The 22326-nt window shown below is 41.8% G+C and carries 23 protein-coding genes; 10 read left to right on the forward strand and 13 right to left on the reverse strand.

The features are described from left to right. Positions 1-24 precede the first annotated feature (24 nt). Positions 25-972 (forward strand): LysR family transcriptional regulator, encoded by a 948-nt coding sequence (locus tag C9J01_RS06925; protein WP_107297340.1) that lies wholly within the window; start codon positions 25-27, stop codon positions 970-972. 115 nt (positions 973-1087) lie between these two features. On the opposite strand, the gene C9J01_RS06930 is transcribed toward C9J01_RS06925, so the two are convergent. Both C9J01_RS06930 and C9J01_RS06935 read right to left on the reverse strand, forming a co-directional pair. Continuing rightward, entirely contained in the window at positions 1088-2014 is a 927-nt protein-coding gene (locus C9J01_RS06930) for an aminoimidazole riboside kinase (RefSeq protein ID WP_107297341.1), read from the reverse strand. Between the two features lie 228 nt (positions 2015-2242). Next, positions 2243-2842, reverse strand: a complete 600-nt coding sequence (locus C9J01_RS06935; RefSeq protein ID WP_237156887.1) for a hypothetical protein — start codon at positions 2840-2842, stop codon at positions 2243-2245. 198 nt (positions 2843-3040) lie between these two features. On the opposite strand from C9J01_RS06935, the gene C9J01_RS06940 reads away from it, so the two are divergent. Together C9J01_RS06940 and C9J01_RS06945 are read left to right on the forward strand one after the other, a co-directional pair. Beyond that, positions 3041-3598 (forward strand): hypothetical protein, encoded by a 558-nt coding sequence (locus tag C9J01_RS06940; protein WP_107297342.1) that lies wholly within the window; start codon positions 3041-3043, stop codon positions 3596-3598. Positions 3599-3690: 92 nt separating this feature from the next. Continuing rightward, positions 3691-4140: a DUF3429 domain-containing protein gene (locus C9J01_RS06945; protein ID WP_201797791.1), complete on the forward strand. Its 450-nt coding sequence runs from the start codon at positions 3691-3693 to the stop codon at positions 4138-4140. Positions 4141-4191: 51 nt separating this feature from the next. Here C9J01_RS06945 and C9J01_RS06950 read toward each other — a convergent pair whose 3' ends face one another. From C9J01_RS06950 to C9J01_RS29595, 5 genes are all read right to left on the reverse strand, one after another. Beyond that, a complete protein-coding gene (locus tag C9J01_RS06950) occupies positions 4192-5490 on the reverse strand; it encodes an ATP-binding protein (RefSeq protein ID WP_107297344.1) in 1299 nt (432 codons plus the stop codon). A gap of 9 nt (positions 5491-5499) precedes the next feature. Further along, complete coding sequence (locus C9J01_RS06955; protein WP_107297345.1) at positions 5500-6222, reverse strand: response regulator; 723 nt, start codon at positions 6220-6222, stop codon at positions 5500-5502. 104 nt (positions 6223-6326) lie between these two features. Then, complete coding sequence (locus tag C9J01_RS06960) at positions 6327-6863, reverse strand: hypothetical protein (protein ID WP_107297346.1); 537 nt, start codon at positions 6861-6863, stop codon at positions 6327-6329. Between the two features lie 176 nt (positions 6864-7039). Beyond that, complete coding sequence (locus C9J01_RS06965; RefSeq protein WP_107297347.1) at positions 7040-7267, reverse strand: helix-turn-helix domain-containing protein; 228 nt, start codon at positions 7265-7267, stop codon at positions 7040-7042. A gap of 601 nt (positions 7268-7868) precedes the next feature. Further along, on the reverse strand, positions 7869-8024 hold the full coding sequence (locus C9J01_RS29595) for a hypothetical protein (protein WP_158264501.1): 156 nt from the start codon (positions 8022-8024) through the stop codon (positions 7869-7871). 506 nt (positions 8025-8530) lie between these two features. On the opposite strand from C9J01_RS29595, the gene C9J01_RS30155 reads away from it, so the two are divergent. Together C9J01_RS30155 and C9J01_RS06975 are read left to right on the forward strand one after the other, a co-directional pair. Beyond that, positions 8531-8794 carry a type II toxin-antitoxin system HicB family antitoxin gene (locus tag C9J01_RS30155; protein ID WP_158264502.1) on the forward strand — a complete coding sequence of 88 codons (264 nt, stop codon included), beginning with the start codon at positions 8531-8533 and terminating at the stop codon, positions 8792-8794. Between the two features lie 379 nt (positions 8795-9173). Further along, positions 9174-9539, forward strand: a complete 366-nt coding sequence (locus C9J01_RS06975) for a hypothetical protein (RefSeq protein ID WP_107297349.1) — start codon at positions 9174-9176, stop codon at positions 9537-9539. 963 nt (positions 9540-10502) lie between these two features. Here the strand turns inward: C9J01_RS06975 and C9J01_RS06980 are convergent. Next, positions 10503-10976, reverse strand: coding sequence for a Dps family protein (locus C9J01_RS06980; protein ID WP_107297350.1), 474 nt, complete (start codon positions 10974-10976; stop codon positions 10503-10505). 958 nt (positions 10977-11934) lie between these two features. Between C9J01_RS06980 and C9J01_RS06990 the strand changes: the two genes are divergently transcribed. The 4 genes from C9J01_RS06990 (at position 11935) to C9J01_RS07010 (ending at position 14089) form a co-directional block, all read left to right on the forward strand. Continuing rightward, positions 11935-12402, forward strand: coding sequence for a hypothetical protein (locus tag C9J01_RS06990; protein WP_146157065.1), 468 nt, complete (start codon positions 11935-11937; stop codon positions 12400-12402). A 462-nt stretch (positions 12403-12864) separates the two neighbouring features. Then, entirely contained in the window at positions 12865-13392 is a 528-nt protein-coding gene (locus tag C9J01_RS07000; protein ID WP_146157066.1) for a hypothetical protein, read from the forward strand. 3 nt (positions 13393-13395) lie between these two features. Further along, complete coding sequence (locus tag C9J01_RS07005; RefSeq protein ID WP_107297355.1) at positions 13396-13632, forward strand: hypothetical protein; 237 nt, start codon at positions 13396-13398, stop codon at positions 13630-13632. 82 nt (positions 13633-13714) lie between these two features. Then, positions 13715-14089, forward strand: coding sequence for a hypothetical protein (locus C9J01_RS07010; RefSeq protein ID WP_107297356.1), 375 nt, complete (start codon positions 13715-13717; stop codon positions 14087-14089). 486 nt (positions 14090-14575) lie between these two features. Here the strand turns inward: C9J01_RS07010 and C9J01_RS07015 are convergent, their stop codons facing one another. Together C9J01_RS07015 and C9J01_RS07020 are read right to left on the reverse strand one after the other, a co-directional pair. Next, positions 14576-15853: a YeeE/YedE family protein gene (locus C9J01_RS07015; protein ID WP_107297357.1), complete on the reverse strand. Its 1278-nt coding sequence runs from the start codon at positions 15851-15853 to the stop codon at positions 14576-14578. A 142-nt stretch (positions 15854-15995) separates the two neighbouring features. Beyond that, positions 15996-16961 (reverse strand): agmatinase, encoded by a 966-nt coding sequence (locus C9J01_RS07020; protein WP_107297358.1) that lies wholly within the window; start codon positions 16959-16961, stop codon positions 15996-15998. Between the two features lie 119 nt (positions 16962-17080). Here C9J01_RS07020 and C9J01_RS07025 point away from each other — a divergent pair, with 119 nt between their 5' ends. After that, positions 17081-17968 (forward strand): ArgP/LysG family DNA-binding transcriptional regulator, encoded by an 888-nt coding sequence (locus C9J01_RS07025; RefSeq protein WP_107297359.1) that lies wholly within the window; start codon positions 17081-17083, stop codon positions 17966-17968. A gap of 102 nt (positions 17969-18070) precedes the next feature. Here C9J01_RS07025 and C9J01_RS07030 read toward each other — a convergent pair whose 3' ends face one another. Genes C9J01_RS07030 through C9J01_RS07040 form a run of 3 tightly spaced genes read right to left on the reverse strand, consistent with a single transcriptional unit; the run spans position 18071 to position 21520 of the window. Next, on the reverse strand, positions 18071-19693 hold the full coding sequence (locus C9J01_RS07030) for a M48 family metalloprotease (RefSeq protein ID WP_107297360.1): 1623 nt from the start codon (positions 19691-19693) through the stop codon (positions 18071-18073). 2 nt (positions 19694-19695) lie between these two features. Beyond that, positions 19696-20079, reverse strand: a complete 384-nt coding sequence (locus C9J01_RS07035) for a hypothetical protein (RefSeq protein ID WP_107297361.1) — start codon at positions 20077-20079, stop codon at positions 19696-19698. Between the two features lie 10 nt (positions 20080-20089). Next, positions 20090-21520, reverse strand: a complete 1431-nt coding sequence (locus tag C9J01_RS07040) for a CHASE2 domain-containing protein (RefSeq protein ID WP_107297362.1) — start codon at positions 21518-21520, stop codon at positions 20090-20092. Positions 21521-22326: the final 806 nt, after the last annotated feature.

A 22326-nucleotide genomic window follows, 5' to 3' on the forward strand; every position in this document is an offset into this window, starting at 1 on the left:
CTATCTAAGCAACAAAGAGGGTGTATGGATTTCCCAAGTCGATTGCTGTTACTTCTAGAAGTCGTAGAACTTGGCTCGTTTACTAACGTGGCCGAACAGAGAAACGTTGATAGATCGGTGATATCTAAACATATCAGCCGACTGGAAGATGAGTTGGGCGTTCGCTTATTAAATAGGACAACACGTTCGCTCTCTTTGACTGCCGCAGGCAACGAAATGGTCAACCAAGCAAAATCATTGCGGGACTTGCTAAGCAATACCCATCGTCTGGCTCAGAATTACCATGCCGAGCCTAGGGGCGTATTGCGAATAACCAGCACCACCTTGTTCGGCCGCCAATATGTTCAACAAGCGGTACATACATTTCAGCAACAATACCCTGAAGTAGATATCGAGCTTCGTTTGGAAGACCGTGTTGTTGATATGGTCAGGGAAGGATTTGATATCGGTTTTCGTATCGGTAAGCCTAAAGACTCCAGCCTGATCACCAGAAAAGTCGCACGTAGTAGGCTTCTCATTGTTGCCTCGCCTGATTTCATCGAAAAGTATGGCGACATTAATACCATTGAGCAGTTAGAGTCTTTGCCTGCGACGGTTTACTCTGCACCGGGGTTAGTCATCGATAAGTTCGGTTACCTCAATAAGAACAACGAGAGCCGCTCTTTTCAGCTAAAGGTCGCCTACAGGGTCAATGACGTAGAGATGATCACCCAAAGTGCCGTAGCCGGAAATACCTTGGCCGTAGTCACTGCACAGATGATCGAAAATGAAATTCTTGATGGCAAGCTTATACCGATTATGACGCAGTTAAACTTGGATGATTTTGGCACGTTCTACGCGGTATACCCTCACCGAGATGCACCAATCAAAACCAAGCTTTTTATCGATACGCTCAAGGCGATTATCGGTGATGATGTACCGGTTTGGGAAAAACACATTCCAGGTTTTGCCAATATGTACGGCAGAACGTAAAGCTGCCAGGAGTATAGGGTAGAGATCTAATTACATGTAGATCAAAAAGACCTAGCAAGCGCTAGGTCTCTTATACACAGTTCATCATCTTGAACTAGAGTACAGCCCCAAAAGGCTAGTCTGCCAAATACTCAGTCAATTGCTCTGCTGTCGGCAACGCTGTCATTGCACCTTTGGCTGTTGTCGCTAGCGCGCCGCAGGCGTTGGCTTGCTTGATAATATCAAGCAGGGTCTCTTTAGCTTGCCAGTTATCGACAGATACCAAACCTGCCAACAGACCGCCAACAAACGCATCACCAGCACCTGTGGTATCTACAGGGCTAACCGGTTTACCGGTAACCAACTGCTGTTCATTGCCCTGAACAACCAAAGCGCCTTTCTTACCCTGAGTAACGATAACCAAAGGAAGCTGGTAGTTTTCCTCAAGGAATGCCAACGCTGACTGCAAGTCAGATTTATCCGTTAAGAACAACAACTCGTCATCAGAGAACTTCACCACGTCAGAAAGCGCGACAGCTTGCATCACGACGGGTTTCAATTCTGCAGGGTTAGCCCATACTTCTTCACGCAAGTTAGGGTCAAAAGAGACATAGCCACCAGCAGCTTTAATCGCTTCCATTGCCGCTAATGTCGTACCGCGAGAAGGTTCATTGGCAAGGGCAATAGAACAGGCATGTAACCACTCACCATGGGCAAAAGCAGGGACATCTTCGCTCGAAGTGAATTGGTCGGCACTCGGTTTAACCATAAAGGTAAAGCTTCGCTCACCTTCATCGTCCAAATCAACAATCACCGTTGAAGTGCGGTGCTCGGCATCTAGCTTCATCAGATCTGTGTTCACGCCTTCCTCAGACAACACCTGCTTCATGAAACGGCCCAGCGGATCTTGACCAACACGACCAAAGAAAGCCGTTTCGCCACCAAGGCGGGCAATACCGACTGCAACATTTGCTGGCGCACCACCTGGGCATTTCAGATATGTCCCTTCCCCTTCAGGAATGAGGTCAACAACCGCATCACCGGTGACCCATACTTTTGCCATGCTCTTATCTCCAAAATTTCATTCTGAGTCAATTATTGCTAAACCGATTTAGCTAAACAACCAAAACAGTGCTTGTTCAGGAATAAATGTGATCGGGGTTAAATTTCAGCGCTTACATCAATGATAGCGGCGAATCGGAATCGCCTGCGAAAGGATCAAAAACGCCTCGCTGGTTGATGGCGAGGCGTATAAGCGAAAACATTTCTAGATAAGACTGTTAGCCTTAATCTATTCTATTTTCTCATAAGTGTTCTGCATTTCTTCCGGGGCAATACCGTAACCGCCATCGGTCAGATAGCCATCTTTATAGACTTTCATTCCAGCGTCATTCCAATCTACATCGATAACTGCGGTTTCTCCATCGAGACTACCCAACAGGCTAAGGATATCTTCTGTGATCGGAATGGCTTTAATGCTTTTCACTCTTTTGAATGGCATAAAGGTGTCAAACATAGGTAACTCACCGTAAGTAGACTGCCATGTTTCCTTGGGAACCAACCACTCATTGTAAACTGCGCCAACAACAGGCAAAGGATTGCGGGCAATCACAACATCATCCGTTACCGTGTTTTGGGTTTCCAATGCCGGCTTACCATCCTCTCCCGCCACGTAGGTAGGGAATTGTTTACCCATTTCAACTTTGTGAGGAAGCCTGCCCAAGGTGACAGCTTTCTTGCGGTACTCTTGTGCATCATCAAATTTAACCATGATTTCTGGCAAAGCCTGGAACGCAACCGGCGCTGAATCTGAATCAACTTCCGTTGAAGCAAACACAGACCAAGAGGAAAGAAGCGCAAAAGTGCATGTCGCAAGAGAAAGCTTTCTCATTTTTAATCTCAACAGTAATCACAACGGGGATATAGTAATGCTTCAAAGGCCTATATGTCATGCGTTAACAACACAATCTTCACAAATGCCGTTAATACTGACCTCCATCAAACATAGATATACATGCCGTTGCATTATTCATCTATTCATTAGATGATAACAGCATTACCAATTCCCTATTGGCATGTGGAGGTGGTTATGGAAAATCATGCTGCTTGGCTAAAATGGCTAATGCATACAATGACACTCGCTCCTTTAGCGCACCTCACTATCGGTTTGCCAGTCTATTTTATCCTGTTCTCAGGCTCTGTCGTCTATGCTGCAGGTCTTTTATTGTTCGCTATCGCAACTATTATTCCCTTCGAGTTTATCCATTCATTGGCTCTTACCTATGCCGTTTCAGGTAAGCTATTGATTGGTTTCACCCTATATCAAGGCTGGCCGGTCCCCCTTGTTAGTCTGATCCCTGCTTTATATCTTGCCGTTCTACTGGTCCTTCGATTTAAACTGAGGGAGACCAACTTCAGGCAGTGGATAGCTTATTTAGTTGAAAATATCTGGCGCTCGATACTGCTTTCGCTTGTCGTCATGCTCATTGGGATTGCATTCGGGTTATCCGTTCACCTTTGCGCTTCTCTCTCTGGGTTGAGTGCAGCAGCATACCTGTTTTACCGCGCATGCCATTTCTATGTACCACTATGGAGCCAATTACTGAGAAATCACCTCAATAAAGCCCCTCATCAACCCAACCCATGAGCCTCTAAATATCGAGTTATAGCAGGTAGCAAATCATGGCGGTGCGTTTCTTACGCTATGCTTTTTAAAAGCAAATAATGAGGGAGCGCACAATGAGTTCAACACCTAATCAAATCATGAACCGGCTAGCCTATTTAGGTTTAATCCCGTTTGCCCTTAGCTTGATTTGCATTTGGGCTGACAAAACCTTGTTCGGCCTCAGTGCACACAAAGTCTTTATTGCCTATAGCGCGGTGATCCTTAGCTTTCTTTCCGGCATTTTGTGGGGCAATGCAATAGACCATATGAAAACCAGCCTGAGTCGTAATGCCTTGTTGCTTAGTAATCTATTTGCGCTGATTGCTTGGGGCGTGTTACTTCACTCGCCTGAAAGCTATGTATGGTCGGTTCTCGTTCTGCTATTTGGTTTTGTCGCCATTTGGTTTGCCGAGAAGAAAATACGGGAGGTAGAAAAAGAGAATAGCCCTGCAGACTACCAACCCATGCGTAACAAACTCACCGGGATAGTCGCCTTCTTCCACCTCGTTGCTCTTGCCAGTTAAGAGGATAAAAAAGAGGAAGCCAAAGCTTCCTCTAATGTTATCAAGTTATTGTTATTTAACTAGGTGGCATTTCGCCTGCGGCAAGCGGATAGTGAATCTTGCACCACCGCAATCACTTTCACTGATATGAATTTCCCCTTGATGTAAAGAGACAACCTGGGCAACGATAGCCAGTCCCAAACCATGCCCTCCAGATTGCCGGTCGCGGGAAGTTCCCACCCGATAAAAGGGCTTTAAGACATTCTCCCGCTCTTCCGGCGGTATACCACAACCGTCATCATCAACCTGAATCGTCAATGCACCCTCTTGGCAGAATACTTTGACAGAAATGCAGCGTTTCGCGTATCGAAAAGCATTGCGGATAATGTTGGATACCGCTCGTTCCAAATGATGTGCGTCGACGTCGAAATAGCACTGCTCGGGACACTCCAAACTCAGAATTTGCTTAGTGTCTTTCTGGCAATGGGCAATCGTGCGTTGCAGTACCTCGGCAACATCCTGCTGCTTGAGCTGTAGTGTCACTCCGGAGCGTTCCATCTTGGCAAAGTAAAGTAGCTCTTCAATCAGCGATTCCAACTCATCAATATCATCATAAATACCGGCAACATAGCCTTTTTGCGCGGTATTTAATGCTGACTCTTCCAGCAAATCTAACTGACATTGCATTCGGAAAATAGGGGTTCTTAACTCATGAGCAATAGCATTGGTTAGATGTTTGTGGCTCTGGATCAACTCAGAGATTTTATCTGCCATCTGGTTGAAACGGGCATTGAGGCGTCCGACCCTATCACCGGCTTTCTCCGACGCACGAACCTTAAAGTCACCATCAGAGAAAGCCATGGTGGCCTCTTCTAACTTACGAAAACGCCCGGATAACAGCCTCAGCATAATGGCACTGTACAAAGCAAAGGTGGCAAAAAAGGACGCCCACAACAGTTTGACCTCTAAATCCAGCATCTGCCAGAGATCTTCTTCAATATCCGGCTGGAGATAGTAGACCCACTGCTGATCGCCAAAAACGACCCAGTACTCGTTCTCATCATCAAACAGGGCACCACGGCGGCTCAATTCGTTGCGCTCTGATTGCGTAAATCCGATTTCATCCCAAGTGAATTGCTGAAAGGTCAGATGACTTTTCTCAGCGTAGCCAGCGAGTAGCTTATCAGCCTTTTGCTGCCCTCGCTGGGCTGCAACATCATCGAGGATCTGCATTACGCTAGATACATGGCTGATTTCCAACTCAGCTTCATAGTCAGTTGTCAGCTCTTGGGTCACATAAGAGAATGCCAAAATACAAAGGAAGAAAAGACCAGATAACCCAACGAAAAACTCGAGGTAGAGACGCTTCATAGACTCTCCCTACCAGCGATCTGGCACGAACAGGTATCCTTTTCCGCGAACTGTAATGATCTTCCTTGGTAGAGACGGATTATCGCCTAGCTTCTTGCGTAGGGTGACGATCTTATTGTCGATGGTGCGGTCCAGACCATCATATTTTATGCCGCGGGTTTCCAGCACCAAGAACTCCCGGGTTAACACTTCATCAGGGTGACAGGCTAGCAACCACAAAAGGTTAAACTCACTATCCGTTAGGCTCACCGCTTCCCCGTTCATCTCACAACTGCGGCTACGGTGATTCACGGTCAGCGAGCCATATCGATGCTCCATTTCATCCGATGACACCGCAGCACTCTCTTCACTTTGAGCAGAATTCAAGTTATTCAATTCACGGCGCAACAGCATTCTGATCCTCGCCAGCAACACGCGTGGCTTGATTGGCTTGTTAACAAAATCATCACCGCCAACTTCTAGCCCTGCCACATGATCGATATCGTCATCGCTTGCCGTCAGGATCATGATTTTACTCTTCACCTTGCCACGGATCTTACGACAAATACTCAGCCCATCCATGCCTGGTAACATAAGATCCAACACCACTAAATCCGGTTGGTGGTTAATGATCACATCAGGCGCTTCCAGCCCATCGTGTACTGTGATCACTTCAAACTGCTGTTGCCGAAGGTAATTTGCTAACAGCTCACACAGCTTCTCGTCATCCTCGACCAACACAATCTTTAACATGCAACCAACCTACACCAAATAAAACAACGTTCAAAAAGTGAGGATACACAATTTACGCTCCTATTTCGATAGGTTATAGGATCAAAATTTAACATCCATGAAAGCTAAAGTTGATATTGCTTATAACCACCACGCAAGAAGAAATTAGGTTGCACACGTACAGTTTCCCCGCTTGGTGCCACAGCACTGACACGGTCCGTTACGCGTTCGTAACGGTATGAATCTGGAAATGTCCAGCCACGGCTTATTGCATTGCGTTCAAACTCAAGCTGCTTTTCTAGCATCGACTTCAGTGCGCCAGAATACAAATTTAAGTAGGCATTTAAGTCGCTTTCGCAGAGGGTATAAAGAAACTGCTTTCTGTTGGTTTCAAAATCTAGCTTAGCGCCACCACCTTGCCTGAATTTACTTGGTGGAATGGAATAACCTTTTCCATTGGGAGAGACAAGCAACACGTGTTTTCCTGTGCCCGTGTACTCATAATTTTTATGGAAAGCCCAACCGCGATCAATCACGACCAACTCAAAATCTTTTTGTGCTTTTAATGCTTTCTTACCTGAACCTGCCCTTGAAGCTAGCAAGGCATTAAATTGATACTCAGGCAATTGATATACAGTTTTACCTTCAATATATTTATTCATCGTTAACTCGTTGAGCAATTTAATCACTACCGATTAAATGTCTGGTTACTTATTTTTACATTTGACCGTGAATAACGGCTGCGATTGGATAACCATAGTAGTGTATATTTTTATAGTTTATTGTTGGGTATTATGAGGTATCAATTTGAATTGACATCACTGCCTCTATATCAAACTTACTTCCTTTGTTGTTCTCGCTCGACTTCCGTCATATGAACGAATTTTTGAAAAACATCTTGGTCTTGCGCAATGAGTTTCATTACTTTCTTAATCAGGCCCATTGGGACTCGGCGGCCCAACTCCCAGCTGTATACTGTATCTTTGCTGACAGAAAGGAGTTCAGCAAACTCGACCACAGACAGTTGTAAGGTATTCCGCAAATTACGGATTTCAGTACTATCCATCTTATAATTTCCAATTTTGCTATTAATGAAGACTGTACATCGTACTTAATTCGCTATGAGAGCCAAAAAACATACAAATTTTTGCAAATTATTTTCATATTCTAAAAAATCAGGAGCATATCGACTGCTCGGTATCATTTTAACTCACGAACCCCGTTACAAGTGAAGTGATCTAAGAGGATAGCGTTTAGCCCATCCTTACAGATGAGTGTCGCAGATTGACTTTAGGTTTACTCACTTCAACTAATAATTTCGTTTCTACATAGAATATTCATGTACTCAGTAGTTTCCAGCCTATGTTTATCATCATTGCTGTAATAACTAAATACTCCCCCGATAGTGAATATCGAGACCAAAGTGGAAATCAGCAATATTTTATTAAAACTTATAGCCATAACGTATCCGGTATCGACTTACGGCCTTTTCCAGGCTGCATTTCGAAAAACAATGTGCTAGTGATGATGTGTAATGTATTATTGTGAGGTACTGTATGATTAAAAAAACAACTATCCGACTATCTTCACAAATCAGTACACTTTCTTTTTCAATACCGATATATTTTTGGACCGCTTAACATCAAGCCCGAAAATCGGGCTCCATCTTAAGCGAAGATATGTAGCTTGATTATCCCAATTGCTAACACCACAAATAACGCTTTAAAAGCATACTTCAGCCAAGCAATATCCTTTTTAAGCAAATCTATTTCTTCCATGAGAATCTCGTTTTGCACGGCGGACTTATCTTTAACTGATCCCATATGAACTTCTCTTACATCGGTGAATTAACTGGTTAAGGGTAGGACGAGCTTATACATGATCCAGAGAACTGCATAGAGACAGAACAGAACTGGTACAAGCACACCTAAATCATGATTAAGAATTTTAATGAGTGTTTTCATCTGAACAAATATAACAAAGCTGTTACCCTGCCGGAAGTATATCGCTAATTACGACACAAGCAACGTTTAAATTTCTACCAAAACACCATAGATTTTGAAAGCTGCCTATCCTTTTCAAAGCCAACAAGGTATTTCTCGCGCCACCCTGCATCCCACAAAGGCATTTACCACTAGACTCAACGTGCAACTATTCATTTATTTACATAAAAAGTCAGAACTTTTCTCACTTGTGAAAATTAAATATTACGTAACATAACTATAGTACTGTCTTTTAAGATTAATTTTACCTATTAATGTAATAGGTTGATATTATCATCTGATTGTGGATAATCACGAATCAATTCCAAAATAGCAAGTACACCCTTTTGAAATACCCTATCGTTATTACCGTCGGCCAGAATGAATCCCCTCATGGAATTTGCTTTCCAGATTTTGCTTGGTGCTTTAGTGCTGCTGAAACCATCCAAGACATCATTCCAAAAGCAAAGATGACATTACAGAAGCATGTGGACTGTATGAAGTCATCCGGTATGAAAATACCTCCCCCGAGCAAACTTAGTTGTCTAACCGATCAAGGCCAATATAGTAATCCATCAACCTTGTTTGCGTTAATTGAAGTGGACATATAACGAGTCAGTCCTTCTATAGATAACGAATTGTTACATTTAAATATCCATAGGGGCGCTATTTCTTTATTTTTTTCCATCAAAAGCGAGTAATATGCAGCGCAAAATTGCCCATAGGAAAAAATTTAGTAGCCTTAACCCTTTTCTATGGAACCATCATATGAGCAACTGGCATAGTTTACGAATCTTTGTATGGCCCTGTCGATATTAACATAACAAACTAAAAATTCAGAACTAACCCATAACAACAATTTTTATAACTAAAATGCAATATCCGCCTCATTAAGCATGAGGTGAATTAGAGTTCGGAAACTGTTAGTAGTCAACAAGTGAACTCCTTCATTAGACAACCTTTATATGTAGGCTTTCTTTAAGTACCATTATGAAGAATAAACAGAATTTAGATGAGATACCTTTATTAAAAATGAGCAAACCAATACGGGAGCTCTATGCAAGAAGTCGTGGTATGGAAATAACAGGCGCACCGCCAATAGAGGTCAAAGAAGAGAGTAATAAATTCTACCGACTACTGGATCGAAGCTTATCGACTCTGCGCAACAAACAGAAGAAAACATTATTCATGCTGGCAGATGAACTAGGTATATCTGGTCGAAAGCTGCTCGATTTGGAAAAGCATGAATCAAAGCTTACTGTTGAGCAGTTAAATCGATATGTCCAAGCCTGTGGTGGGAAACTTAAGATCCATGTTGAACTCGAAAATGGAAAGAAGCACAAATTCTTGTGGTGAATAAAGGCTCAAACTAGTCTAAGAATCTGGCTCGGTGAGATTAACCAACACTTAAATAAGATGACCTTTTCAAGATTAAGAGGGTCTGAGTATACTGACACTAACACCGCTTAGTGGCTGATGTACGGACAGACAGGCTTCTTAATCCTTCGAATAGAGACCACTTGAGTTAGGCAAGTCCTTGCCTTGCACAGCTGATAAATGTTAGCGGGAAATGATATCCTCCTTCCTCAACTTCAATAACGGACGTTATATCGCCAATCGATAAGGTCAACATTGATATTTGGCTAAGGAGCAGCTTTGTCGCGTAAATTGAATTTAAGCCGAGTGAGGCCATCACTGCCTTATAGTTAGCCAACTCTGGTTGTTTGAGACATGCCTAGACTCAATACCATATTGAAAACACGATCTGCGGCATGAAGCTTACCAACCTACCCATTATATTCTTAGAGGCTCATTGGCTCGATAAACTAACTGGTTAGCAACTGTTTGATTCCTCGGATGCGGTTTTCCCAATATGCAGCACCTCTTCTTGGAAGAGTTGATAGCTTAGCTTTTTTAGGTTTAATCGTGTGATAACATGGCAAAAATATAGTCAGCGCTAACAATCGGATTTCTATAAGCGTCAGCAATCAACTGAGGTTTATGCCTTAAGCTACATCTCTGCACCATACCACTTGACTTTCCATTCGCTTCGCCTGACGCTGTTAGCTCAGTAGCATCAATAGCAAGATGACGAATTACACCTCTTACCAAGGTTTGGTTGAAACACCAACGATCAAATCCTCTCATAATGAAAGAGTTCAAACTGATTTGCTCAACAAAACCCTCAGGAACCTAAAGACTTGTTGTCAATAAGCAGGATAAAAAAAACGGGCCACAGAATAGGCCCGTTTCCCAAATGGGAGAATATAGCGCTTTAGCTTAACGACAATTTTAACGACTCAAGGGAGTATGACTTCGTTATCGGTTGTAGGCGTTGAACATCCACATTAGCTTTTCTTGCTCGCGGATGTAATCGCCCATAAGAGCTGCCGTACCTTCATCTTCAGCATCTCCAGAGAAGGCAAGTATTACACGCTGCATGTGTAATAAAGTATCAAAGCCACTTTGCAGGCGCTCCATACATTCTTCACCAGAACGGGCATTTAAGTGTTCTTTGATTTCGCTTACTCCAACATAAGTAGAGAAGCTATGGTTAGGTGTTCCACCGAGGGTTAGAATTCGCTCGGCAAGCTCATCTATCTTGCCTTGCAAGTCAAGGTACACTTCCTCAAACTTTTCATGCAGCTCGAAAAACTCTTTACCTTGGATGTTCCAATGGTAACCGCGGGTATTCATATAATGGATCTGGTAATTCGCTAACAGCTTGTTAAGTAAGCGTACAACTTCGCTCGACTTACATTTATCCAAGCCAATAATATTTCTATTATTCATAGGGCTCTCCTGTTGTTGCCAGTGATATTACACGCGGAAAAAAATACGGCCAATTCGTCCTGACTTATACATTCAATAAGTAAAATCTATTAACGTTAATTTAAGTACTAGTAACCTTTATCTATCATACGATTAGCCATAATGCTTCATTCAATAACGTTGTAAATAATTTAAAAATCCTATAGAAACGTAAAACATATGCATCAGGAGTGTTTATACGTAACTCGATGTTGATTCGCTAAATCTCGCTAAATCGGTTTTAGCTATCACTATGCTCGATAAAAACTATTGGACTAATTCATTTATTATTAGAATGATTGTTATATAAACAGACAGCAGTTAAATGCATTTATTTTCTGGACATGAGTTAAAATAGAACTATAAAATTCACCAAATGAAAACTTGTATTCCTTCTAGATATTTTAATGGTAGCGCTGGTCAAACTTAACTGTCTATCCAAACCAGTTTTCTATGAGTAACAAAAATAGTCACTCACAGAATTACATATATTTGAAAAACGAATACTCAGTATGAAGGTTGTGCGTCATTAGATGTGAAAGCCTAATCGCCATGTGGTTACAAAGCATAAAAAATATAACAATCACAAACAAAACAACAACTTACAATAACTTAACCGCCTCAAATGGAGTAAGAAAATGAGCCCAAAGTCACCCCTCATATTGACATCACCGAGTCTAACCCGAAAGTTTATCCAAAACCAAAGGGACCGAAGCCGAAAAATGACGAGGGCGCAGGCTGCGAAACTACAGGCGGTTATGACTAAGGGGAATTTTCAATCTCCAGTAAATAACAAGACAAAACCCATTGTCAACACGGAAGCAAATATTTCCGAAGGCGATGTAGAACAAAAATAACTACATAATCTGTATTTTAATTAACTGTGCAGGTTGATATTTCATATCAAAAAATTTATAACATGACGTGTAAAAACATTAAAATGAGAAAAACACTGCTAGCAGCTATTATCGTATCCACCCCTATGTATTCTATTGCAGCTTATACCGAACAAGGTTGCTCAACCGAAAATGTAATAGTTACAACGTATAGTAAGGCTCAAACAGAGATACTATATCTTAAGAATGAATGTAACTATTTAAAATCTATTGTTTACTACGAGAGAGAGGGTAAGAGTTATCATACTGTCAGCCTTGATGATGAAGATGGTCACATCTCATCAACAACCTCTTTCGACAAGTATACTAAAGAACATAACATCTCAGTTGTTGATGAAGGCACACTTAAAAATTACAAGACAGACGGTGTAATTCTTACTGACGAGTCAGGTGAAATGGTTACTGGCAGTGCGGAGTATGACTACGTAATGTCAGAGTTTCATTATGCTAAAAAAGCTAAAACATTCCATAGTAAAGCCTCAAAAAAGGCTCATATTGTTGAGAAGTACTGATGCTGTTCTTCCTTAATATCGCAGCATTCGTTATATACATGTTTTTATCACATGTATGCGGCTACTATTACAAAACTGTTCAATATATTAATAGAGACCGAAAAGAAAACATACAGTGGGTTATACACGGTGCCAAGAAGGATTTCAGGTATCACAACCTTGCTGTAATTGTGACAGCTGTTTTGAGAATTATACTCCTTGTTTGTGGATATTTCGTCTTCAGCCTCAATCCAATTTTACTCATTTCAGCATTTGTTCTTGGCCGCTTTGCTTTTATCAATGGCAAGCAAAAAGCACGCGAACAATGTTCTATGTGTTAAGGACTATTGGGATCGTTTTGTTCGTATCCCTACTTAATCAGGTTTTACCATGCCAAGAAACTGTATTTATAACGATAAAGTAGCTAGATCTCATGATTTTCTAAACCACCAAAGATTCAATAAAGCTCGCTATGATGAATTGATGGCTAAGTCACAAGTCAGCGTGAATGAGATAGTACGTAGCTCATTGATTGTTGGCAGTGAGTTTAAACGAATAGAGCTCAATGAAAAGCAGTTCCTGATTGTCCTTTTCGATCACTATGACAGAGAAATCGCATTTCATGTTACCGGAACAATACTTGATGATGTTGTTCTAAACGAAAAGCCATCGGTTCAGCTCTGGATTTGGAAAAGCATTAAGCCCCGGCATAAAGCAATGATTGCCGACTTATCAGAGCAGATTTTATTGGAATATCTGCTAGAGAGGTTCAATATTATTGCAAGCGACAACCATGCTAACCTTCAAGGCCGTAACTTTTGGAATGAGATGGCTAGCATTGTTATTGACAAAGCACTCTATGCCTACCGTTATAAACGCGGTAGCAGATCTATCCAAGAAATTGCAAACCATGAAGAACTCGTAACAAACCGCTGTAATCTTTGGGGTGAAGGCCCCGACTTTTCAAATGTATTGTTAGTGCTAACAGATGATGAAATTTATATTAGGTAGTCCATGTTTATAAAATTAGAAAACGAAACGCTGATCATTTCTCACGGTAACAAAAATTTCACCATTCTGCATGAATCTGGCCTTGGGGCGACCATTCAGGCGAAGTCAGTGAAGGTTATTAATATCGATGGTAGGTATCAGGGTATCTTTAACCTTGACGATGAGGGCAACCAATTTATCCATGTCGAATGCATCACTTTAGACGAGTTAGACCGCCTCGCGGAGTTTTTAAACATCTAATAATGTGTGAGTTATGCTAAATTATAAAAATAATTAAAAATTAGTCATTCGCATTAGCGTCAGAGTTTTAAATGGAGGAATGATGCAGATCGTTTCAAATCACTCTTTAAAGACTAGTTTTTTTATCACAAATATCGATAATTGCGGTGAGCCAAGTTGGAATATTCCTTCGAAGAATACCTTTTTTAGCATTATCAGTGAAAACCCTGAACTTGATTTCTTGAAGGTTTCAACCGCCTACCATTCAGGTGCGTTTGACATTTTCAAGCAAGGGCAAAATCAACCATTTGTCACTAGGGCAAACATGATTGAAGTTCTTGAATGTTGCATGAAAATTGACAGGAAAAAGATTCACACCCTTGCCAGGCTTCAGAAAGTTATCGAAAAAAATGAAACAAGGCTCGCAAATATTACAAAACTAATAACACTTCATCAGCATTTGATTTTGTTCAAATAACAGTAGGGGCGTTTTTATGCCCCTTCTTTTATATCATTTTTAACATTCAAAATACGTTACTTACTTTGGCTTTTAACACCTATCTCTCTATTCCATTACAGATTTTTCTAAATGGATCTTTCATTTTTCCACCATGATTTCTATTCATAGGCCATATATTCACTTAATCGTGTATTTTCATTTTAATCACAGATTAGAATTCAACCACTCACGCATTTAAAGTTAATTTTAGCTAATTCCGTGGTATATGAGGATATAGGAATGAAGTGATAGGCTCAGGCTATTAAAGTGATTGGTATTACCAATTTGTTTATATTGAACAGAAGCTCTATTATGCTCACGCACCTAAGGAGAAATCTTTTATATGGGTAGTCGATTTTCCTGAAGTTGTGCTAAAAGCTATTATTTCCTTTTTTAGGGGCGGGCATTCTACAGCCCGCTTTTTTTTACCTATCTATAATTTATTAAACTCTCAAAATCCCCTTATTAACTCGTAACAGTTTCTGGTTTCAATATTTTGGATGGGGCCGCAGGGATCAACGACATCTTTCTTGCAAACTGGTTTCCGAATACACCTCCAGCAACTATGGTTGCGAAGAATATCCACCCTGACAAAGAAAAATTGGCAATCGGTGTGTAAAGTGCTCCAACGTTACAGCCATTGGCAAAACGGGTTCCCAATCCCATTAATACTCCGCCTAAAGCGAACAACATATACTGCTTCAAGGAGTAACGAGCAGAAAATGGCGAACTAAACTTCCCTATCCACAGTACGGCTACCAAGGTGCCAAGCAAAATACCCAAATTCTGTACCGACACGCCATGTTCAAAAAACGGCGTGGTAAAGGCTTGAGCAGGACGGTCAGTAAATGACGTGATTGCTTCAAGATCAATACCAACAGCCAGTAGCGCTTTACCGAACCAGAACCCAAACGGTGATGATGCCCCCCAACCAGAAGACGTTGTCGCCATCATTACGCCGAAGATTAGTGCGATAACCAAAATAGCAGAATTCATGCTCCACAGACTGCTAAGCCATGAAAAGCGCTGAGTCTCTATCGAGCCTAAGTGTTGAGGCTCTCTTTTCTGTTCTGCCTCGACCCCCAGATAAGTCCCCTCTTGCTGGCGCTTTTGCTGATACTTCTTGGCAAGCCAAACGGTAGCAACCGCGAAACCAATAGTGACCAACATTGAAATCAAATACCCATTCAGTGGTCCCCACGCAAACAAATCAGGCAGGAATACCCCCTTGCCTTGATAACTGGCCGTCGAGAAAAAAGTCTCTGTTACCAAAGGCGACGACGACTGTATTGGGAAACCGATAAACACACCAAAACCAAATGCGACCAAGGTGGTCAAAGCCCTTGGCACATCACTGACCATTTCAACCATCACTCCTGAAGCACAGCAACTGGACAGCGTCATACCAAAACCAAACATCAGACCGCCGATGATCAAACCAGCATTAATTGGGTTCACCCAAAGGTTATAACTACCCGGTTCAGCACCGTATAACAGCCCGGCGTTAATAATGGCTGTCACGACAAACAACAACATCAGCGCCTGAAGTAACCGGGTTGAACCTCGACGGTATGCACGGTTAATACTACCAGCAAAGCCAATCGCCCCTTTGGTCAAGGCAATACCAAGACCTAGCCCTAGTAGGAGCCGTAAAAAGACTGCCTGATCCAGTGCTATCGCACCAGTCAAAAGGACCGACATAGCCAAAGCTATGCCTACATATAATTGTTTAACGCCACCCATTTCGTCGTCCTGATCGTTTGATTATGCAAAACGACATTCTATGGGTGGTTTCTTATAAGTAGTTAACTTATTAAATTATTAATCATTACCTCAAAATATAAGTAAAAATACGCAAGCAAGTAGATGCCATTTTTGGCCTACGTCACTTGTCGTAATACCCCGCCCTAACCGTTGCCCCGATAAAATTACACAGTAGTCGTTCGGCATGGATCATGGATATATTGCCAATATCACAAGAAGGGGTGATCTCGACCAAGTCCATACCCACTACCCGTCCTTTTTTCACCAAACCGTGTATTAGCTTATGAAGTTGAACCCAGTTTAAACCACCAGGAGTTTGAGCCAGCACGGCAGGCATAATGGTAGGGTCGATACCATCAGCATCAATCGTCAAATAATACGTGCCGCCGTCAGGAATAGTCTTGAGTACTTCTTCCATACCTAAGTCATGGAGCTGGTAAGCGGTTGTAATCGAGCAGCCGTGAGCGATGGCATCACTTACTTCCTGATTTTTTGCGCTGCCTATCCCCCGCATGCCAATCTGATGGATTCCTTTGATATGGGGAAGCTCGGAAGCACGGCGGATAACGCTGGAATATCCGTTCTTCTCACCGTTGATTTCATCACGCCAGTCCAGATGGGCATCAATGTGGATCAGGGTGATTTCTTTATCCAATACATCCAGTGCTTTCAATATAGGGATAGGCACACCATGATCCCCCCCTAACGTAATAAGAACTGAGCCAGCGGCAAAAATAGAACGGGCTACTTGCTCAGCATTCTCATAGTGCTCATTGAGGCTAGCCATGCTGGAGGTGACATTACCGCAATCCACAATATTGATATCTTTGCCATCTAACAAGGTCCCACCCAAGTCGAAGTCGTAATTCTCTAACGTCATTTCAACTTCCGAGAGCGTTGACCAACTACGGATATGATCAGGCGCCAAGCTCTGATCATTAGCCATCCCATCGACACTGTATGGCATGCCATAAGGCACACCTAAAATGGCAATATCTGAGGAGAAATTGTCAAAATCATTCACAAAAGGAAAATCGAGAAAAGTTTGTGGTGCCTTCAGTGGTGATCGCGTGAGTGGTTTGGTCATTGTGAAAGATCCCTATCAATTCATGTGATTTCAAATTGATAGTAATCTCCCCTACGAGTTGCATAAAACTAAATAATTTAATATATCTATAGCAAAATTAAAGATGGTAGGTGTTGGGAATGTTAGATAATAAGGAAATGGAAACCTTAATCGCTATCGTTGATGGCCAAAGTTTTGATAATGCCGCCCGCCAACTGCATATCTCACCCGGCGCCGTATCGCAGCGGATAAAGTCACTGGAAAACCGAGTAGGCAGTTCCGTTTTAGTCCGTACTACACCACCACAAACGACAGAAGTAGGGAAGCAAGTGCTGGGCTATGCACGTCGTATGCTGTTACTGCAAAATGAACTGGATCTCGCGCTGAAGCATGGCATTGACAATGATTCCCTTTCCCTTGCTATTGCCGTCAATCATGACAGCTTAAGCTGCTGGTTTATGGATGTAATAGATCACTTTAGTGACAGGCCTAACCTATCTTTTGATATCCGGACATCAAATACGGTATCAACCCAAACATTGCTCAAGAGTGGCGAAGTCATCGCGGCTATCACCTCGAAAGCCAATCACCTCGGTGGATGTAAAACACGATACCTCGGCCAATTAGAATATCTGCCGGTATGCTCTCAATCGTATTTTAAGCATTACTTCAAAAACGGGATTAACAACGAACAGCTCAGCTCTTCCCCTGTCGCTATATTCGACAGGGAGGATGATCTGGTCGACAGGTACCTATCTATTCATGGCGTAGAACGTAAACAGCAAAGGACGCATTATTTTCCAAGCTCCCATGTACTTCTTGACGCAGTGAACTGTGGGGTCGCTTGGACTATGCTTCCTAAACTCCTAATTGAAAATCAGCCTTTACCTTCTGAATTAATAACACTTTCCCCTCATCCCATCTTTGTCGATCTTTATTGGAATACTTGGGAGCAAGAATCAGAAATCGTAGCCCAAGTAGAGCGGACGGTCCTTTCATTAGCTCAAAGAAAATTAGTGCAACCTTAATGATCTAATCATCTCTTTACCCACAATAAACAAAAGCCTCCAACGCTGTATTGGAGGCTTTGGATAATTGAATCTAAGAGTCAATTGCGCAATTCATAGCCGTTAAATCTCAACCATGCTGGTTATCGAATCAAAGAACCCTTTACTGGCTTTCTTAGTGTCTGATGGAATCTCTACGCCTGCTGCTTGATAACATTGAGCGACAATATTATTTTCACTCACGTTATCACAGCGTTTAAGATGCTCGTCTAACTTAGACTGCTCCCCCATGCTACGATACAAGGCAATATATTCTGGTAAGAATGGTTGATCGGATCCTATTGCAACTTTCGCTTTCTCCAATACCTGTTCGGCTTTTTTATGCTGATTTTGCGCTCGGAAGGCTTGCGAGGCTAACGCGAATGTCTGAATAGAGGCGTAATCCCAATTCTTAATTAATGCCAGGTTCTGCGCCGCTTTGTCGGGCTTATTTTGTAATTTTCGAACGGTGTAATACGCCAGTCTTGGATAAGCATGAGAGCTAGTTGGCCCAGATACCGCTTGGCGAGCCAATTTTTCAGCCTTCTCTAAATCACCAAATTCAACAGCCCTCATTGCTTCAGAAGCAGCCCAGTAATTTTTCTGTATCTGCTCAGCCTTACCTGAACGGAGTGTTTTATTCAGCTTCTCCGTAGAAAAGTCACGTCTACGCTCTTTACGATATTCACGTTTCACATAGTGATTAAGATCCTGCTTTCTTTCACTGGGTGAGTTATGTCGCTCAGCAAAATCTTGCAAAAGACGCGTTGCTGCTTCATTTGCGGCCAAATAGCCTAACGTCTCTAAGTTTGACCCACTTATGTTTTTATTTGCCTTACTAGCCATACTGACAAAGCTTTGGAAATCCTGCTTTTTGGCTGCTAACTGCTCTTTATTGAACACCTGACTACTTTCAAGCCGATCCATCACATCATAATATGCCCTAGCGCTGTAACCCGCTTTGACCATCAAGTCGACACCAAGTAGATCGGCCTCATCTTCATCTTGTCGGCTCATTGAAGAGCTCAGCACATCGTGACTCAGGCGATTGATTGTCATTCCCATCCGATACGAGTCTGATACTAATTTTTGGGCACTTGCCGAATTTTTGGAAGCTAACTTAAGGCCATCGGCTGTTTTATGCGTCTCCAAATCCCCTACAACCGCAGAGACCATAGCAACATTTGCAGCTTTGCTCACCAAAGCACTTTGCTTAGCGAAGTACTCGTTAGTATCGTTATGTTCTAACAGAATATGAGACAGCTCGTGTGCGATAATAAACGCTAATTCATCCTCAGATTCTGCGTCTCCCAAAACACCCTGAGTAATTACAATCGTATCTGTCGTTGCTAAAGCGGAATAGTTTCTATCCGCTGAAATAACGACTTTAATATCTTTGTCGACCGGTTGATCCCATTCAACAAGGATGTTTGCCAGGATCTCATTTAAGTACTTTTCAGCATAAGGGTTGGCAATTAGATTTTTATCAGCGGCTGCGCGATAGAAGACCTTTTCTTTTTCTGTGTCTTCATTATTGCTCACCGTTGCTTCTTCATTCACGACCGGTTGATTGGTTTCCGGTGTGAGAGAATGAATATACTTCCCATCCACTCCCTCATAAGTACTACCTGTCAGTGTTTTTAAACTATCTACCGCACAGCCAGATAGTATTCCCGACATAATAAACAGTGTAATCAATTGACGCATAATTAACACCCTTCTCCCAGACCATATGTAGAGAACACTTGCTTATCAGACTTTCTAGAAATTGTTGATTGTTCTGTACAAACAACGGATGCTACAGCTTTTTGATTTAGTTCAACCTCAGTAATATGAACCCATTTTTCATTACCAAGATGTTTAAACATCACCATCCCTTCTTTTTTATCGTAGCTTGAAACGATAACCTTCTCGTCTGATGGGTTGGGAAGGCTTTTTTTATCAACATCAGTACAGTCCAAATTACCATCACAGATTTCAACAGAATCCATCAGGAAATCTAAAATCAATACCTTATCTTCTGCAACGACTGGATAAGCCGCTAAAGCTGTGACAAGACCTAACCCTAACCACCTTTTGTTATGGCGAAACATAGCTACTCCTTTATCTATTGTTCAATGTTTTGATTGAGTGGATATAACAAGTAACTTTCTCTCTAATACGGTTTGCTTTGTTAGTTGCAAACTTCTTAACAGCTTCAAGAAAGTAGAAAAGAAAAATAGGCAGATCCAAAAATAGGATCATTAATAACCCATACCAGTTAGGTGCACCTACTTTCAAAATAAAATGGCATACCAAAACCGAAGTGAAAATCAGCGCAACGATACACACTGTGGGTTTGATACCGGAATATATCTGGGTTCTGGAATTGAGCGTCTCACCGTCAGTGAGTTCATTCTCTAGATGCGTATAGCGATACCAGATAACAAGAAACAACACTCCTACTTGGACAAGAATTTCTACAATATCAGCAAGACTTAGACTAAATAGACCAATTTTTTCAGGAACATGCCAATAATCAGTATCTAGATTGATTAAATTGTCCAGTGCCATCGCATGGTAATACACGCCAGGCAAACTACCATGAACTGGAGAACGCACAATATCGGTACCTCCAGGAAGAAAATATCCAACCAGCACCAACCTATTTTCTATTGCTCGTCTTAACGACTCAGACTTAAGTGCTCCGGACTCCAATAATTTAGCCGCTGAAACAGAGAGAAATGGTGGACACCTCTGTCTGAGACCTTCATCGAGGGTCTTATCACTCTGAACACCTTGTGTAAGGCTTAACTTAAGCAGTTCCCAAAACTGGGAAAACTGACTATTGGACACTTGCCCGCATTCATGACTTAAAGGAAAATAGTTATTTTGCTTGCTATCAAACTTATTGGTCCACTGAACCATCATTGGGTCGCTAAAGCTATTTGATCGTTCTACAAGTGAACTGCACCGGCCCTTTTCTTCTTCACACCATACTTGATAAAGCGACATAGCTGCCGTTTCAGATTTATTTCCATTCCAATCAACATATAGCGGATAATAATGCTGGTAACCACTCCAAGAAACTGCGGTTAGCTGGCTGACTTTAGATATTTTGTAACGAAGGGACGTTTCATCACTCAATATAGATTCAGTGTCATAGTCTGTGTCGCTACTCATAAATACGGGAAACTCTTGAGATCCCAATGTTTTTAACCAACGGTCTAAACGAGGAGAATGTTCATAGTGCTGAAGAATATCGAAAAAAACGGCCTGTGGTTTATGGGCACTAATCACCCTCAGTAAGTTAGACAGATTTCGATAAGTCACAGGATACTTTTCTGTCTGGCGCAGAAAAGTATCGTCTATCAATATGACAGTAACGTCCTGTGAAACATCATCCGTATAAAAGGGGGACCATAGCCGTAGAATATGGTCCTCGTAATGCTTTTCTGCCGCATTTCTAACGCCAAGAGGGTCAACAACAAATGCAAATAAAATCATCGCTGTTGTAATAACAGCACGAACTAAAACTGTCTGATTAAAAGCCATAAAAACGTTGTTTATTCTTCCATGAATAAAGATTTATTAGTATTAAACAAGCTGATTTTTATATATCTTAGCTTGAGTTATTTTTATCCAATTGTAATAAAATGTTAGCAGCTAGATCACACAGCATATGCCACATGTGTCACATTTTCGTGATGTTAATTCAAAAACAGCGTTCAATATCTTTTAATTAATTGAAATCAAATAGAAATTCCCATTTTATTTTGAATATCAACAAATAAATTAGACACCCAAACGCGTCAATAGTTTGACCATTGAGCATGCATACTCAATATATCCAATTCTCACTATAAAAACCTTCCGTTTAACTCTTTGTTTTTTAAAGTCTGACTATAAGCAACAAGCAGACTAACCAAATATTTCATCAGAGCACTTCTGTTTTAGAGCAAAAATTCCCCCGTTTTTTCTCGCAATATTGATGCATCAATGTTTCAAACAGGATGAATGATCTGGTTGTACTTTCATGGTTCTTATACGAAAAAGCCCTCGCCTTTCGTCGGGGACGCCTAGTTCCGCGACCTAAAGTGCCTTGCACTTTCGGGAGTTGTAGATACCAAAAAGCCCCAGCATTTCTGCTGAGGCTTCGTTGTAGTGGCGGAGGGCCGGGCTTGCGCTCAAGCGGGACTCATCAGTCCGCAGGGCTGACGCCAATATTCAACGCATACAAAAATGTATGGTCCGCCCCGTTATTGCAACTACAATTTCTAATGACGGGGTTGGTTTGCGCTAATGTATTCGGAGTCACTTTTGGGTGCTCCCGCATCCCAGCTCCACGATGATATCCGCGC

This window comes from Photobacterium rosenbergii (assembly GCF_003026455.1).
Taxonomy (GTDB): domain Bacteria; phylum Pseudomonadota; class Gammaproteobacteria; order Enterobacterales; family Vibrionaceae; genus Photobacterium; species Photobacterium rosenbergii.